Origin of the sequence: Erythrobacter sp. SDW2 (assembly GCF_021431965.1) — a bacterium.
In the GTDB taxonomy this organism is placed as follows: domain Bacteria; phylum Pseudomonadota; class Alphaproteobacteria; order Sphingomonadales; family Sphingomonadaceae; genus Parerythrobacter.
In genome coordinates this window covers 2768601-2785000 of record NZ_CP090370.1, presented here as the reverse complement: position 1 = coordinate 2785000, position 16400 = coordinate 2768601, and the positions used below count along the sequence as shown (strand labels likewise).

Annotated in this window: 9 protein-coding genes, 1 tRNA gene and 2 rRNA genes (1 of these 12 only partly in view); 10 read left to right on the top strand and 2 right to left on the bottom strand. The window is 62.1% G+C overall.

What is annotated here, in order from left to right:
• The 3 genes from LY632_RS13570 to LY632_RS13560 form a co-directional block, all read left to right on the top strand.
• A 23S ribosomal RNA gene (locus LY632_RS13570) occupies positions 1-2221 on the top strand; it begins 567 nt to the left of the window's first position.
• Positions 2222-2342: 121 nt separating this feature from the next.
• Positions 2343-2457, top strand: a 5S ribosomal RNA gene (gene rrf, locus LY632_RS13565).
• A 115-nt stretch (positions 2458-2572) separates the two neighbouring features.
• Positions 2573-2649: transfer RNA gene (locus LY632_RS13560), tRNA-Met, on the top strand.
• A 60-nt stretch (positions 2650-2709) separates the two neighbouring features.
• On the opposite strand, the gene LY632_RS13555 is transcribed toward LY632_RS13560, so the two are convergent.
• On the bottom strand, positions 2710-4449 hold the full coding sequence (locus tag LY632_RS13555) for an alpha/beta fold hydrolase (protein ID WP_234091653.1): 1740 nt from the start codon (positions 4447-4449) through the stop codon (positions 2710-2712).
• Positions 4450-4777: 328 nt separating this feature from the next.
• Here LY632_RS13555 and LY632_RS13550 point away from each other — a divergent pair, with 328 nt between their 5' ends.
• The 6 genes from LY632_RS13550 (at position 4778) to LY632_RS13525 (ending at position 13023) form a co-directional block, all read left to right on the top strand.
• Complete coding sequence (locus tag LY632_RS13550) at positions 4778-5596, top strand: PAN domain-containing protein (protein ID WP_234091652.1); 819 nt, start codon at positions 4778-4780, stop codon at positions 5594-5596.
• A 114-nt stretch (positions 5597-5710) separates the two neighbouring features.
• Positions 5711-6166, top strand: a complete 456-nt coding sequence (locus LY632_RS13545; RefSeq protein ID WP_234091651.1) for a hypothetical protein — start codon at positions 5711-5713, stop codon at positions 6164-6166.
• Positions 6167-6176: 10 nt separating this feature from the next.
• Entirely contained in the window at positions 6177-8888 is a 2712-nt protein-coding gene (locus tag LY632_RS13540) for a hypothetical protein (protein ID WP_234091650.1), read from the top strand.
• Positions 8889-9062: 174 nt separating this feature from the next.
• Positions 9063-10694 (top strand): DUF4153 domain-containing protein, encoded by a 1632-nt coding sequence (locus LY632_RS13535; RefSeq protein WP_234091649.1) that lies wholly within the window; start codon positions 9063-9065, stop codon positions 10692-10694.
• A 14-nt stretch (positions 10695-10708) separates the two neighbouring features.
• Positions 10709-11419, top strand: coding sequence for a response regulator transcription factor (locus LY632_RS13530; RefSeq protein WP_234091648.1), 711 nt, complete (start codon positions 10709-10711; stop codon positions 11417-11419).
• Positions 11416-13023, top strand: a complete 1608-nt coding sequence (locus LY632_RS13525; protein WP_234091647.1) for an ATP-binding protein — start codon at positions 11416-11418, stop codon at positions 13021-13023. The genes LY632_RS13530 and LY632_RS13525 overlap by 4 nt, the downstream gene beginning before the upstream one ends.
• Before the next feature lie 102 nt (positions 13024-13125).
• On the opposite strand, the gene LY632_RS13520 is transcribed toward LY632_RS13525, so the two are convergent.
• On the bottom strand, positions 13126-14649 hold the full coding sequence (locus LY632_RS13520) for an acetyl-CoA acetyltransferase (RefSeq protein ID WP_234091646.1): 1524 nt from the start codon (positions 14647-14649) through the stop codon (positions 13126-13128).
• 141 nt (positions 14650-14790) lie between these two features.
• On the opposite strand from LY632_RS13520, the gene LY632_RS13515 reads away from it, so the two are divergent.
• The gene (locus tag LY632_RS13515; protein WP_234091645.1) at positions 14791-16296 is read left to right on the top strand and encodes an MFS transporter; all 1506 of its coding nucleotides are present in this window, start codon (positions 14791-14793) and stop codon (positions 16294-16296) included.
• The last annotated feature ends 104 nt before the right edge of the window (positions 16297-16400 follow it).

The following is a 16400-nucleotide window of genomic DNA, read 5'->3' as shown; positions in this document are numbered from 1 at the left end:
GCTCCATAGGGAGTGACCGCGTACCTCTTGCATAATGGGTCAGTGACTTAATTTATCATGCGAGCTTAAGCCGTTAGGTGTAGGCGCAGCGAAAGCGAGTCTGAATAGGGCGACTGAGTATGATGAATTAGACCCGAACCCCGGCGATCTAGGCATGGCCAGGTTGAAGGTGCGGTAACACGCACTGGAGGACCGAACCGGTGAATGTTGAAAAATTCTCGGATGAGCTGTGTTTAGGGGTGAAAGGCCAATCAAGCCGGGAAATAGCTGGTTCTCCGCGAAATCTATTGAGGTAGAGCGTCGGACGTATGCCGATGGGGGTAGAGCACTGGATGGGCTAGGGCTGCGCGAGCGGTACCAAACCTAACCAAACTCCGAATACCATCGAGTCTTATCCGGCAGACAGACGGCGGGTGCTAAGGTCCGTCGTCAAAAGGGAAACAGCCCTAACCTACAGCTAAGGTCCCCAAGTCATATCTAAGTGGGAAAGCATGTGGGAATCCCAAAACAACCAGGAGGTTGGCTTAGAAGCAGCCATCCTTTAAAGAAAGCGTAACAGCTCACTGGTCTAAATAAGGGTTCCTGCGGCGAAGATGTAACGGGGCTAAAGATATGCACCGAAGCTTAGGGTTGCAGTTTACTGCAGCGGTAGCGGAGCGTTCCGTAAGTGGATGAAGCCGAAGGGTAACCGACGGTGGACATATCGGAAGTGCGAATGCTGACATGAGTAGCGACAAACAGGGTGAGATACCCTGTCGCCGAAAGACCAAGGGTTCCTACGCAATGCTAATCAGCGTAGGGTGAGCCGGCCCCTAAGACGAGCCCGAAGGGGGTAGTCGATGGGAACCACGTTAATATTCGTGGGCCTGGAGATGTGTGACGGATGGTGGAAGTAGTGTGGCCTTATTGGATTGGTCATGCTGCCAAGCTGTTCCAGGAAATAGCCTCTCCGTATAGACCGTACCCGAAACCGACACAGGTGGTCAGGTAGAGTATACCAAGGCGCTTGAGAGAAGTATCCTGAAGGAACTCGGCAAATTGCCTCCGTACCTTCGGAAGAAGGAGGCCCCATCTTAAGGCAACTTTTGATGGGGGGCACAGGCCAGGGGGTAGCGACTGTTTAGCAAAAACACAGGACTCTGCTAAGTCGGCTTCAAGACGACGTATAGGGTCTGACGCCTGCCCGGTGCTTGAAGGTTAAGAGGAGGAGTGCAAGCTCCGAATTGAAGCCCAAGTAAACGGCGGCCGTAACTATAACGGTCCTAAGGTAGCGAAATTCCTTGTCGGGTAAGTTCCGACCTGCACGAATGGCGTAACGACTTCCCCACTGTCTCCAGGATATGCTCAGCGAAATTGAATTCTCCGTGAAGATGCGGAGTACCCGCGGTTAGACGGAAAGACCCCGTGCACCTTTACTGCAGCTTCAGAGTGGCATTAGGAAAGAGTTGTGTAGCATAGGTGGGAGGCTTTGAAGCACCGGCGCCAGCTGGTGTGGAGCCATAGGTGAAATACCACCCTGCTGTTTTCTGATGTCTAACCACGCACCGTTATCCGGTGTTGGGACCCTCTGTGGCGGGTAGTTTGACTGGGGCGGTCGCCTCCTAAAGAGTAACGGAGGCGCGCGATGGTAGGCTCAGGACGGTTGGAAACCGTCTGCAAGAGTGCAATGGCATAAGCCTGCCTGACTGCGAGACTGACGAGTCGAGCAGAGACGAAAGTCGGTCATAGTGATCCGGTGGTCCCTCGTGGAAGGGCCATCGCTCAACGGATAAAAGGTACGCCGGGGATAACAGGCTGATGATTCCCAAGAGCTCATATCGACGGAATCGTTTGGCACCTCGATGTCGGCTCATCACATCCTGGGGCTGGAGCAGGTCCCAAGGGTTTGGCTGTTCGCCAATTAAAGTGGTACGTGAGCTGGGTTCAGAACGTCGCGAGACAGTTTGGTCCCTATCTGCCGTGGGCGTCGATACTTGAAAGGAGTTGCCCCTAGTACGAGAGGACCGGGGTGAACATACCTCTGGTGTACCTGTCATCCTGCCAAGGGTGCCGCAGGGTAGCTATGTATGGACGGGATAACCGCTGAAAGCATCTAAGCGGGAAGCCTCCCTTGAGATTAGGTATCTTCGAACCGTCGTAGACCACGACGTTGATAGGCTGGGTGTGGAAGCGCAGTAATGCGTGAAGCTAACCAGTCCTAATAGTTCTGATCGCGCTTGATGAATCCCACCATCAACGACAGTCCTGAGCGGATTGTCTGTTGAGGAGGATAACCTCCAGCCAGATCGCCCACTGACTTGCCCGAAAGGGTGCATCGATTAACCCGCACGCAAGCTTCATTGCTTGGTGGTCATAGCGTCTGTGACCCACCCGATCCCATCTCGAACTCGGCCGTGAAACCAGACAGCGCCGATGGTACTATGCCTTAAGGTATGGAAGAGTAGGTCGCCGCCAGGCATTGCAGCTTGCGGGCGCGGTATAAAACCCATTCACGATTTCAAAAGCCGCTGCCGGTGAGGACCGAGCGGCGGCTTTTTGGTCTTTAGGCTCGGCCTTGGACCGTCCATGGTGACGCGGGGTGGAGCAGCCCGGTAGCTCGTCAGGCTCATAACCTGAAGGTCGTTGGTTCAAATCCAACCCCCGCAACCACCGCCGTCTGGCAATGTAATGTCCCGACCGCCCCACTGTATTCAGTGGGGGTTTTTGCGTTCACGGTCTCAAGCGATCATGAGATGGTCGACCGACTGTTTGAAAGGCCAGGTCCGCAATCCGATGCGCGACCAACTCCGGGTGCTGGAAGGCGATCAGGTCGGCTGCGTTCTCGACCAGTTCGGTCTCCATATTGGGGTAACGCGCAGCGAAGTTCTGCAATTGGTCGGCGGTGTAGAACCTGTCATCCTTGCCGTGAAGCATGGTGATGTGCGGCCCATCGTCGCGCAGTTCATCGTGCCAGCTTGCCAGCAACAGCTTGAGTTCGTCTTCCGCTGCTTCGACCCCTTGTGCAAATTGCATGTCGGCCGTGCTGCGCAGCAGCGGGAGCATGTCGGTGCGATTGAGGATCGCCAGATCGACTGGACTCTCTGCATAGACTTGTCGCAGATACCATTCCGCGCCGCGAAAACGGATCACATGATGGGCCGCGCGGGCGCACAATGTTGCGGCCCAGGGCGCGTGACGGGCAAGCTTGAAGAAGGTCCGCTGGAATAGCGGCTGGTTGTCGATCTCATCGAGCGGCATGCAGCCTCCGACCCCCATGAGGCGAGGCATTCTGTCTGTGGCGCGCGAGGCATAGCGAACGAGCGGGATGATGGCGGAGCTGAATCCTACGCCGAGGCATTTCCCGATCCCCAGGTGGCGTTGAAGGGCCTCGACTGCCCGCGCTGCACCCTCGACGGGACCGAGGTTGCGGGCAGGATCGCTGTTGCCAAAACCGGGGCGTGAAATCGTGAAGAGCTGGATGCCCCGTTCGGCGAGGATGTCCTGCGCGACCGGCGGCAGGATGTATCCGACCGCAGCGGCGTGGACCAGTATCGCCGGCACTCCGTTCTCGGCGCCCATCCAGCTGTAGGCTATCCGCCGTCCGTCGGGGTCGATGAAGCTTTGCTCCCGGCGCAGCGGATCCTGCCACTGCGCGGGCGCTGCATGTCGCGATCGATGCGCGCGCGCGCAGAGAAGGGCGAGCAGGCGCACCAGATCGACCTGAGTGGCCGTCCCGGTCTTGGCGAAGATAGAGCGAAGCTGCGTACGGACGGTCAGGACGGAAGCGCGACGGACTTCGGCAATCCGCGAAGTATCGCAGTGGGACATCAACAGCCGCGAGATCTCCACCTCTGCCGAGGTAAGACCGAAGGCTTCAGTGAGTTGGTGCGAAACCGCCTCGCTCCAGGGAAGCTCGAGTACACGAACAACCAGCACGCCTTCGTCCTGATCCGGCAGGTCGAGCACAAATGCTTCCGCCAGGGCTATCTCGTCCGTCGGCGTCGCGATGCGCAGAATGGCATGCTGGCGATTGCCGGTTGTTTTGCAGCTGCGGCGTACCGCCTCCAGCTCGGCCGTAGCGGCAAGGTCGAATGTTTCGCTCTTGAACTGGCTGCCGCGCAGGACCCCGAACCATTCTTCCGCCTGCAAGTTGGCGGCCACTACACCGCCGCCGGCCGACATCACGAAAGCGGCGGTGTCGACTTCCGATACCATGCGCTGAATGCGATCCTCGGCCGTCTGTTCGATTTCGAAGCGCGCCATCAATTCGTCGATGACTGCAAGCCGTTTCGACAAGGCTGCATCCGAGGCTGCGCTGATGCGGCCCGCTCCGGCACCCGACAGGCGCCGGTCCCATGCAGCCACCATGTCGTCAAAGGCTTCCGCATCGGTGACGCAGCGAAAGCTCGCCTCGATAATGTCGATGTCCGCGGCCGACAAACGCGGGTTCGAATGGGTTTCCTCGGTCAAGTCGATCTCCCCCTTGAAGAATCTTCCGAGGCTGGCGGCCTCATACTCCATGTGGCGTATGACACGCTGCCTTCCCGTTCGTAAATATCGGAAATGCCGACGAACTAGGAAGTCCTGGCAGCAAGGTGGGCATGGTGGATCGGCTCGCTTGATGGATCAAGGCACTCCTCTGGCCAGTCGGTCACCAACGGTCGCATGCCGTCAAAAATGACGGACAACATGAAAGCTCGCTCACACCACGGGGCGTCGCAAGGTGAAGCGCTCTGGCAGTTTCACCGCAGCTGGCGCGCTCGGGGGAAAGCGGAACCCACGGTTTGGAGAACAATTGATGCGACGTACTGTATTTTTCGGACTGGCGCTGGGTATGCTGGCCGTCACGCCGTTGGTAGGGGCGGCCATCGCCGCTCAGGGTAATCCGCAGGGATCGATAACCCTCTACAATGCCGAAGAAATGGACGGTACCGGCGTCACGATCACGACCGATGTGCCGAACCTGCAATCGGTGCCAGCCGACGAAGGATTCGACGGCACCGCCAACGATTATGCCTATTCGATCAAGACCGTCGGCCAATGGCAGGTCTGCATGGATGCGGGCTATGAAACGTCCTGCCTGATCGTCGATGGCGAAATGGCTTCGCTGGGCGACAACGGTGGCTCTGTCAGTTCGGTCCGCTATCTCGGGCCCGGCAATAGTGCGGCGGCTGCGCCCGTCGCTGCAACGACCCCGCAGTCAGGACCGCTCTCCGTCGCTGCGAAGGAGGACGATTGGCAGCCGATGTACAATGTCGACCTGTTCGGCAATGACTACCGGGAAATCGCCTACAGCAAGCCGGGCAGCACCTGGAAGACCTGCAAGGCAAGCTGCGACGACGACAAGAAATGCCGTGCCTGGACCTACGTCGCGCCTGGCCGCACCGAGCATGGCGAGTGCTTCCTCAAGGCCCCCGTTCCCGAGGCTTCCGAATCCGATTGCTGCGTGTCCGGCGTGAAGGGGGGCGCGAGCTCCGAAGGCGCAGCTGGCGATGCCGCCATTTCCCGCGGTCTCAAGCGGCTCGGCGAAACGGCGGCAGACGCGCTGGAGGATGAGGCAAACCGGGCGGTCGATCGCAAGGTCCGCGACATTTTCGGCAGAGTCATCGGCGGTTGATCCCGCGGTCAGCCCGCCGCTTTGTCGGCCGCGTCACCGGATAAGGGTGGCGCGGCCCATCCTCTCGCACAGTTCCCATGGAAGGGGTGAATGATGCGCAGAACAGCACGTAAAATGGATCGTAGCATGTCGAGCGCCGGCAGGGCCGGAACGGCGTTTTTCCTGGCGCTTGCAGTCGCAGCGTGCAGTGGCGGCGGGGATGGCAACCCTGCCGCGGACGCCGCCACGTCACCAAGGGCCGAGGCGGTGTCCCAAGGCGAACCGGCAAAGATCCCGGCAACCCGCGAAATGTTGCAGCAGGCCTATGCCTGCCGCGGGCTGATGTCGGCGGCGTGGGCGGCGGTGCAGGTCATCCCGGAAACCGAGCGACCGGCCGGCCTGGCCGATCTGACTGTTGCCGACAGCAGCGTCTGGAACGGGAGGATCGGCTCGCTGGATGCTTCCGCCATTCCCGAGGAAGAGGTCAACACCATGCTCGCGCAGGGGACCCGTGTGCTCGCCACGCGCGAAGCACTCGAGCGCGAGCTTCCCGCCATTGCCGAGTGCCGCAAGGCGGCGGCTGACTTCTGAGGAGCCCCCGATGAGCACGTTGCTTGACCGCCGCCGGATGCTGGGCTTCATCGGCGCAGGCGGGGTGCTCAGTCTGGTCCCGCTCGAAGCCGTCTTGGCACAAGGCGCAGCGAGCCCTGACTTGCGCGGGCTGGTGTGGGATCGACAGCGCGCGGAAAAGAACTGGCGTCGGAACGGTGGGCCGTTGTGGATCGTGCACGACCGCGTTGCGATGAAACTGGAAGGTGTAGTTCGGGACCCTCTGAAAGCCCCATTGAGCGCAGTGCAAAGGACCGACATCCTCGCCGCGCTGGTAGCGGCATCGAGCTATTATAAAGCGCGAGGTTTGCCTGCCCCGGACCTGCCGCTCGATGAGAATGATGCGTTCAACATCTTTTTCATCGATTTGGACCAAAACACCAACGGCGGGACAGGTGATGCTTCCGGGCCACCCAATCGAGACAGTGGCATACTGGGCTATGGCCTCACCAGCGATCTGAAGGTGGAGGAAAATGCACCGACGGTGCCCGCTGGTACGCACATGATGATGTCCGGCCCTGCGCTGTTGGCACCAGACTATCCCGAGCAGGGGTGGGTTACGCTCGCTCACGAGCTCGGACATGCGGTCGACGCTTCGATTGCAGCCGTTCGGACCTGGCCGGTGGAGGAGGGGAAAGAGATACTCTGGCTGGGGGAAGGCTCCACCCACTCGATTGCGCCCTTTGCGCTGAAGTCTCTTGGCTTCGAACCGGTCCCGGCATGGAAAAGCGGTGAGTGGAAATTCGCCAAGGAAGTGGGGAGACGGCCTTACGATGTCTCGCTGCCGCTCAAGCAAGTACCCAAACGTCGACCATCGTGGGTGATCGCGAAAGATCCTGCGACAAAGGACAGGGATGAGGCGGAACGCAGCGACTATTTCTGGACAAAGAACGCCACCTACCTGACCTGCGGGTTCTTCCGCTGGCTGTTTCAGGAAGAAGCGCCCATCAAGATCCGGACTTCGGTTGAAAAGGCGCAGCCCGTGCAATTCCCTCTGATGCCGGGTGCACCCTCAATGACGCGGCCCGGCGATTTCGAATTGTTTCAGCCGTTCCGCTACACCGAAGTGACTGCAGCGGATGTGGCGAAGGTCCAGGCCAATCCCAAATGGATCGATGAAGGCGTCGCCATGCTCGACCGCTTTCTGCGCAAGCACCATCCTGCTTGGGCTCCGACCGGCCTTTACCGCGCTTTCCCGGCATTTGTCGCGCATTTCGTGGGCTGGCCTGATGACGTGGGTGACACGCGTGATGGCTTTTTCGCGCATGAAAAATGGCTCGACAGCCTGTTCATGGATGGGGTGCCCACACCCGATATCGCGATGGGTCAGGACATAGACATCGAGCTGAAGCCGATTGCCCCGCTTGCTGCGCGTGCCGTGAAATTCAAGATCCCGCCGATTCCCGGCAATGTGGGGGGCAAGTATCCGTCCATCACCATCACGGCCATCTCGCTCGACGGGCGTAAAAACGCGATTGACGATATTCACATCGGCCTGAACGGCAATGTTCTCGCCAACTCTTTGTCGCATCCGATCCGCAACGGGAATGGCAAGGTGCGCCGATGGTACAACGTCAACGCGCGCCCGCTGCAAGTTGCCAAGACCCATGGCGAAACCGTGCTGACGATAATCAATTCGGCTAGCGATATCGCCAAGGGCAGGCCGCTGCGGGTGCGGCTGCACATCGCGCTGCAAGTCGGCACGGCGGACGGGCAGGTGAGCTATCACCCGCTCCCCACTACGGATGACCAAGGCAGAACAATCCCTCTGCCGTCATCGGTATCGCCGCCGATGAACAAGGTCACGCCGACGGCACCGGTGGCGCGCGGATCGGACGATATCAGGATCACCATTGCCCAGGACGCCGATCTGGTGACTATGATGGACTTGGCGGCCAGCAACAACCTGATGGGCTTATCGGTTCAACGCAAGACCGATGCTCCGCCCGATACCCGCGCAGCCGAGGCGGCCAAGGCCTTGGCATCGCTGCAATCCATGGCCCGCCCGACCAGGAAAATGGGGCTGGTCGTCTCGCTCGTCATGCCGCGGGTTGAGCCTGGAGTGGTCGGAGCGGTAGCGGGCGGAAAAGTCGGCGCCGAGTGGATAGATCCGGTCTACGTTCCCTACGCCAAATATGGCGTGTCGAGTGATGTCTCGCTGGAAACCGATGCGGTGCAGATCATCATCACGTCGAACACCGAAGGCACGATCGTTGGCCGCTTCGTCGCCGATTTCGACAAGGGATCGCAGAACACCGAGCGCGAGTTTCGCGGGAAGATCGAAGGCAATTTTTCGGTGGGCATCGTCATTGACGACCAGCAAGGCGACGGGGATTTGCCCGAAGACCCGACTTCGCTTTTGCCGACCGACTGGTTCATCGCCTGCGCACGCGCCGGGATCGACACCGCGACGATGGGGCAGATGATGCGCGACGCGATTTCGGCGAGTGACGATGGGTCGGGCAGTGCCGGCGCGTTCAGCGGCTCGGGCACGGACAGCGGAAGTTCGAGGCTGGTTGGCGAAGATCCGGTGACATGCGAGTTCAAATCGGAGGCCGAGATGCGCATGGCGCTCGACCGTTATCTCAAACAGATGCGGGAGACGGTCCCGGGAATCACGCCCGAACAGTTGCGCGCCATGCGGGAAGCGATGCTGGCAAGTCCGGAAACCACGGCCGCAATCTTGTGCGAGGCTGGTGTATGAGTGGCTGGCAATCCAGTCCGTCAAGGGAAAGCTTTCAACATCGATGCTCTCGCCCCGTTCTGCACCTCGACCAGATCTGCACACGGAATTGCCGGTGAATTGACCTAGGCACCAGTCTCGCCTCGACGGGCAGAAGGCATTCTCGCTCCATCCTACCGGATCGGAGAGCCTTGAATGACCACCTTCCTGCAGCGCCCGCGCGGCACAATCCGGCTCAAGACGGCGCTGACAATCGCCGTCATCGCGGTTGGCGATATTGCCCTGTTCCAACATGAATTGTTCCCCGCGGGGCTGGGGTTCCTCGGCCTTGCGCTGGTTGGGGCATTGGCCATCGGGCAGCCGTCTGTCCTGCGTGACCGGCGGGCCCTGTTCGCGCTCGTCCTGGCCGCCGCCTACGCCTTCGCGATGATCTACGATGCGAGCTTGCTTGCGTTTCTACTGTTCGGAGTCGCGCTCGGAATGGCATTGCTGCTGCCGCGGACCGGGGTCTTCGACGACGGTTGGCGCTGGTTCCAGCGCCTGTTCGCCCATGGCTTCATCTCGGTGTTCGGTCCTGTTCTGGATGCGATCCGCATTTCGCGGCTCGGGCGCCGGCGCCACGCTCGGTCCTCCGGCTGGCGGAGGACGGTGCAAGCACTCGCACTGCCGATAGTGGGAAGCTTGGTCTTCCTCTGGCTATTTGCGCTGGCCAATCCTGTTCTCGACGGCTGGATCGCCTCGCTCGCGCTGCCTGAGCCCGACGAAGACTTCATCGTGCGGATGTTCCTCTGGGTGGTGACCGCGTGGATCTCATGGGGCGTGCTCCGCCCGCGAATGGTGCGTCTCATCCTGGGCACTTTCGACGGCAGCGGTGACCCGGCGCTGCCCGGCTTCACCACCGCCTCGATCCTGATTTCGCTATTCGCCTTCAACGCAGTCTTTCTGTTGCAGAACGCGATGGACGCTGCCTGGCTGTGGGGTTTCGTTGCGTTGCCCGACGGGATGACGCTGGCCGAGTACGCCCATCGCGGGGCCTATCCGCTAGTGGTGACGGCGCTGCTGACCGCCTTGTTCGTTCTTGTTGCCTTGCGCCCCGGTTCGACCACCGCCGCGCAACCACTGGTGCGGCGCCTGGTTGTGGTGTGGATCGGACAGAACCTGTTCCTCGTGTTCAATGCAGCATTGCGCACGGTCGACTATGTCGAGGCCTATTCGCTCACCGTGCTGCGGATCTCGGCGTTGCTGTGGATGGTGCTGGTCGCGATCGGGCTGGTGCTGGTGATGTGGCGGATGCTGGCGGGCAAGAGTTCGGGCTGGCTGATCAACACCAACCTCGCGGCTGCCGGGATGATGCTGAGTGGGGTGTGCTTCGTTGATCTGGGTGCGGTGGCGGCGCAGTGGAACGTGCGCCATGCCCGCGAGGCAGGCGGCAAGGGCGCACAGCTGGACCTGTGCTATCTCACTTTCCAGGATGGCACTTCGCTCCTGCCGCTGATCGAACTCGAACGGCAGAAGATCGGCGGTGCTTTCGCGGAGCGAGTCAACAATGCCAGGCGCCAGGTGCACTTCAGGCTGATCGACCGGATGAATGATGGCGGCTGGCAGATCCTCGATGCGCACCGACTCGACAAGGCGGCAGAATTGCTCGGCGGCGATATCGGTCCACGCCCGCAGGGACGAGGGTACAATTGCGACGGGAATGAACTGCCACCCGAACCGGACCATGGCGACGGGGATGCAGCCGGCACAGCGAAAGCGGTCGAGCTTGCCCCCCCGGCTTTCGCCCACGCAGCCCTGCCGACATTGACGCAAAGCCGCGAACGGTGAAGATGGCACCCATCATGCCGCGCACGGTCCTCCTCGTCGACGACGATCCGCATATCCGCCAGGTGCTGGCCTTTGCTTTCGGCAAGGCCGGGATGCAGGTGGTCGAGGCGACCGACGGTGTGGAGGCGCTGGCGCGCGCCTCCGAATGTGCGCCGGACCTCGTGGTGCTCGACATAAACATGCCGGCGATGGACGGCCTCGAGGTTTGCCGGCGCCTGCGCGCCGAGGGGGAGGTGCCTATCCTGTTTCTCTCCTCGCGCGACGACGAGCTCGACCGCGTGCTGGGGATCGAACTGGGAGCGGACGATTATGTCGTGAAGCCCTTCAGCCCGCGCGAGGTGGTCGCTCGCTCCAATGCGATCCTCCGCCGGACGGCGGGGCGCAGTGGCGGAGGCGCGGACCATGCTGCTCATGTTACCCATGGCCTCCTGACGCTCGACAGCGATGCGTGGGAGGCGCGCTGGGGCACGGAGGAAGTGGCGCTGACGGTCACCGAGTTCGGCTTGCTCAAGGCGCTCGCCTCGGCCCCCGGGCGCATTTTCACCCGCGACAACCTGATCGACCACCTGCGCGGTCCGGGCTTTGCCGTGACTGACCGGACAATCGACAGCCATATCCGCAATTTGCGGCGCAAGTTCGCCGAGGTCGGGGGCGAAGACATAGTCGAGACCCGCACAGGCGTAGGCTATCGGCTCGGTGCCTGCACCGGCGGAGCCCCCGCTTGATCGAAACGCTGCGTCGCTTCGCCCGGTCGTTCTGGCCGGTGATGCGGCTGCGCTGGATATTCTTCGGCACGCTGCTGTTCGTGGCGGCTCTGCCCGGCTTTGCGGCGCTGGGACTGAGGGTCTACGAAAACGCGCTGGTGCGCCGGACCGAGTCAGAAGTCGCAGCGCAGGCAGCGGCGATTGCGGCTACAGCGGCGCTGTTGCTTCCAGGCGAGGATACCGCATCGGCACCACCGGACGATGCGAGCCGCTACGCTCCCGACGAGACACTTCGTTCTGCAAGCCGATATCAAGAGCAAGTCTCGGAAGTCGACCTGCGTTCATCGCCCGTGCTGCCGTCGCGGCCTGCGGCTTCGAAAGTTGCAGCGGCGCCCGACGCTGCCATGCAGAGACTGGCCGGTCGCATTGCGCCGGTCATTGCCGAGACCAAGCAGACCACTCTCGCCGCAATTTCCCTGCTAGATGCGCAGGGCATCGTCCTCAGCGGGTATGAGAAAGGTCTCAGCCTGGCGGATTTGCCCGAAGTGCAGGCGGCACTGGCGGGGCAAAGCCAAACGGTCTTGCGGCATAATGACCGCTACAACCAGTCGAACCCGCTCTATCTGATCAGCCGCGCCACTGCGATCCGGTTGCACCACGCTCGTCCCATCAACCGCAGCGGCAAGGTGGTGGGCGTAGTCCTCGTATCGCGCAGCCCGGCGGCGCTCTTTCGGGGGATGTGGGAGGATGCAGGCAAGATCGCCTTCGGCACACTGTCGATTTTCGCGCTGCTGGTGGTGCTGACCATGGTGCTGGCGCGCGCCGTGGTGACGCCGATCGAGAAACTCAGCGCCGCCGCCCGGGCGCTCGCGTCCGGTCGCAAGGCGCGGTTGCGGCATCCGACACTCGAAGTACGCGAAGTGCGCAGCCTCTATGACGATTTCGAGGTGATGGCCCAGAGCATCGATCGCCGCTCACGCTATTTGCGTGATTTCGCCGCCTCGCTCAGCCACGAATTCAAGACGCCCCTCGCCGGCCTGCGCGGCGGGATCGAGCTGTTGCAAGACCACGGCGCGGACATGACCGGGGCGGAGCGGGAGCTCTTCCTTGCCAATATGACCGAAGATGCCGACCGTCTGACGCGGCTCGTCAGCCGCCTGATGGAACTGGCACAGGCCGATATGGACGGCGGCGAGGTCAGCGAACCGGCCGATTTGCAGCCGATCCTGGCGCGGCTGGTCGACGGCTTCGGTGGCAAGGGCTTTCACATCGGCATAGCTGCATCGGGCAGAGTGCCGAAATTGGCGATCGAAGGCGCGGCGCTCGAAACCGTCCTCGCAACGATGATCGAGAACGCGCGGCAGGCTGGCGCGTCTTCGCTTGCCATCACCACCCGGGTCGAGGACGGGCAAGGCATTATCGACCTCACCGACGACGGCCCCGGCGTTCCCGAAGGTGACCGCACCCGCATCTTCGACCCCTTCTTTACCTCCAGGCGCGGGCAAGGGGGCACCGGCCTCGGCCTGGCGATCGCGCGGGCTCTGGTAAACAATCGCGGGGGCGCGCTCGAGTTGCTGGAAAGTGCCGAGGGCGCGCATTTTGTCCTGCGTCTGCCGCTCGTATGACAGGCCAAGGGCCGAGTCGTATTGATGCAATGCCTCGGATCGGCGTCTTGTATCTCGTGCGCCGGGGATGGAAGAGGCCGTTCGCGCCGAGCACGGGACGGTTTAGCCCATCTGCCAGACCGAAAGGTCATCCTCGCCATCCCCACGGGAAATCGTGCCGCTCCGACCGACTGGCTCGCTGGTGCCATCGGTCAGTGCCGCGATGCCTGCCGCATCCTCCGCCGGGACCATCGCCAGGGTTCGTGCACCGGAGGGCGTACGGGCGACTACGGTGCCCATCCGGGGCGAACCGTCACGGTTATAATGGACGGTATAGGTCTCGATGGTGGCAGGGCCGGTGTAGTCCTTGTCCAGTTCCGGCACTTTGCCCCGGGCCGCGTCGGCGGCTTCGTTGACATCGAATGCCTGCGGGAAGATGACGCCGGGGATCGGTTCCTTGCCCAGCACGATGGTGTGGCTGTGGGTGGCATAGCCGCCATTGGCGAACATCAGACCTTTCCCGCCGGTCTCGCGCAGCTTCTCGACCATGCAGGCAACGACATGGCTCATGTAATTGCCGATCGGGCCGCCGCCGAAGGTCAGCCCGCCGAACACCGTCATCGGCTTCTCAAGCGGCCAGCCCAATGTCCGGCGCGCCAGCTTGGGCACACAGGGGAAGCAGGAATAGAGTTCGACATGGTCGAAATCGTCGGCTGTGAGATTGTTGAACTCGAGCGCCTTGCGGATCGATGCCTCCATCCCGGCCGAGTGGGTATAACTGTCGCGGGCGAGGATGCTGTCGGGCTCGAACGCGCTGGCTCCCGCGCCGATATGGACGATCTTCCCCTCCGGCACCCCGCGCCGCCGCGCTTCGGCGAGCGAGGTGACGATGAACCCGGCTCCCTGGTTGACCGCCGAATTGGCCACCTGCAGCTTGGTATAGGGGAAGGCGATCGGGCGGTTTTCGGCGGTGACTTCTGAGATTTCCGCGGCCGATTTCTCTTCGCGGATCCAGGCCGAGGGATTGGCCGCAGCCACTTGCGAAAACCCGGCCCAGATCATGCCGCTTTCCGCCTGCCCTTCGGCGAGGGTCTGGCCCAGATCGGCGCGCATGGCGTTTTCATAGAGGGGGTAGACATCGACCGGAACGACCAGCCCGTAGCTCTGGGGATAGCCTTTCTTGACCCGGTGCGAGGCATCGCGCAGCGCGTTGTGCTCTTTCGGCTTGGCGTCGGGTTTGGCTTCGGCCGCCTTGAGCTTGGCCAGCGCGCCTGCCGTTCGCAGCGCTTCGCCACCGGTGACTGCGCAGACCTTGGCCTCACCCGCGCCGATGCGGTTGGCAGCTTCATTGAGCAGGCGGATCGGGTTGTCGCCATGCGGGGTGGTCTCGACCACATGGGCCGGAGCTATACCTAGGCGCTCGGCGACTGTTCCCGCTACTGGGTTGATATGCGGCCAGGCAATCTGCCCGACAATGCCGAGCGAGTCGCAGACTTCCAGCCAGCCGCCGCCGGCATCGGCATCCGCGATGCGCAGCGCTTCCGCCATCAGTCCGGCAGGGTCGAGGCCCTCGCGCGGATCAGCGGGGCGGTCGTTGACCTGCCCCACGCCGATGATCACCGGGATGCGCTCTTCGCTGCTTGCCATGCTTTCCCTCTCCAATCCTTTGTCATCGGTGCTTAGCCAAGGCCCGCGACAGGTTGCAAAGCGAAATTGAACGAAACCGGCTTGTGCCGCCGCGCGGAGCGGGTACGCTGGCGGTCGGAGAGTGAGAACAAGGGCCCGCCGTTGACCCCCGAAACAGTATCAGCGCCAGCCCCGGCTGCCCCGCCGCTGCCGCGCCATACCCGCTGGCTCTATGGCAGCGGGCTGATGGCGAGCGGTATCAAGACCACCGCTTTCAGCACCTACCTGCTGCTCTATTTCAACCAGGTCCTCGGCGTGCCCGCGTCGATCGTTTCGCAGGCAATCTTCCTGACCCTGCTGGTCGATGCCATTGCCGACCCGCTGATCGGGCGGATCAGCGACCGCACCCGGAGCCGGCTCGGCCGGCGGCATCCCTTCATCTTCGCTGCGGCCATTCCGGCAGGCTTCTTCTTCGCGCTGACATGGTTCCCTCCGACCGGCCTGTCGGACTTTGCCATGGGGGTATGGATATTCTGTCTCGCAGCACTGACCCGCGCCTGCATGAGCATGTTCGAGATCCCGTCCAGCGCGCTGGGCGCGGAGCTGACCGACGACTATACCGAGCGCACGCGGCTGTTCGGCATCCGCTTCTGGTTCGGATATATCGGTGCCTTCGGCTTCGGGGCCTTCTGCCTGGCGGTGTTTTTCGTCGCGACGCCCGAGTATCCCAAAGGCCAGCTCAATCCGGCAGGATATACCGGCTTTGCCATTCTGGGCGGGGTGCTGATTGCGCTGGCGGTGCTGACCAGCGCGTTCGGCACCAAGAGCCGCATCCCCTATCTGCGGCAAGTCCGCGAACGGGCGGTGAAGCTGACGCTGGGCGATCATTTGCGCGAAATGGCCGATGCTTTCACCCATCGGCCTTTCCTGGCCATCTTCGGATATTCGCTGGCCAAGCAGACCGCGATCGGGCTCTATGTGGCCACGACAATCTACTTCAACACCTATGTCTTCCAGCTCACTGCCAAGCAACTGGCGGTGCTGACGGCAGAAAGCCTGGTTGCCGCCACTCTGGCGGTACCCCTGGCCCCGTGGCTGGCGCGCAGGATGGGCAAGCGCAAAGCGGCGATGGCGATGGGGCTGGGCGGGATATGCATAGGGGTGACGCCGCTGATCCTGACTTACTTCCGGCTGTTTTTCGCCCCGGGTGATCCGTTGCTGCTGCCGGTGCTGTTTGCTGTCGGGGCGATCTATCATGCGATGATCGCCAGCTCGCTGATGAACTCGTCCGGCATGATTGCCGACACGGTGGAGGACCATGCGGTCAAGAGCGGGCGGCACAATGCCGGGGTGTTCTTCAGCGTCAACAGCTTCACCACCCAGGCGGCGGTCGGGCTCGGCATCCTGCTCGCCGGCTTCGTGCTCGATGCGGCGAATTTCCCCGAACAGGCCGATCCCTCGGGGGTCAGCAAGCTCATCAGCGATAGCCTGATCCTGTGGTATGTCCCGATCACCGTCGGCCTGTGGCTGCTCGGTTCGCTGATGCTGCTGTGGTACCCGATCACGGAAGCGAAGCACCGGGCGAATCTCGATGCCCTCGCTGCCCGCGCCGCGCAGGAAAAGGAGCAGTCCCTGCGCGATTCGCCCGAGGTGACGGGCATGCCCTGACCCGGAACCCGATGCTGCCGCTACGGCATGGGCGGCTTTAGAAACGGACTTTCAGCCCCCTGTTGCTCGGGGCAAAACTGCGCCATAAGTGGCAAAACAAGACT

Coding starts and splice junctions, on each gene's coding strand:
- LY632_RS13550 (WP_234091652.1), top strand. CDS start 4,778: ATGCGACGTACTGTATTTTTCGGACTGGCGCTGGGTATGCTGGCCGTC.
- LY632_RS13545 (WP_234091651.1), top strand. CDS start 5,711: ATGGATCGTAGCATGTCGAGCGCCGGCAGGGCCGGAACGGCGTTTTTC.
- LY632_RS13540 (WP_234091650.1), top strand. CDS start 6,177: ATGAGCACGTTGCTTGACCGCCGCCGGATGCTGGGCTTCATCGGCGCA.
- LY632_RS13535 (WP_234091649.1), top strand. CDS start 9,063: ATGACCACCTTCCTGCAGCGCCCGCGCGGCACAATCCGGCTCAAGACG.
- LY632_RS13530 (WP_234091648.1), top strand. CDS start 10,709: ATGCCGCGCACGGTCCTCCTCGTCGACGACGATCCGCATATCCGCCAG.
- LY632_RS13520 (WP_234091646.1), bottom strand. CDS start 14,649: ATGGCAAGCAGCGAAGAGCGCATCCCGGTGATCATCGGCGTGGGGCAG.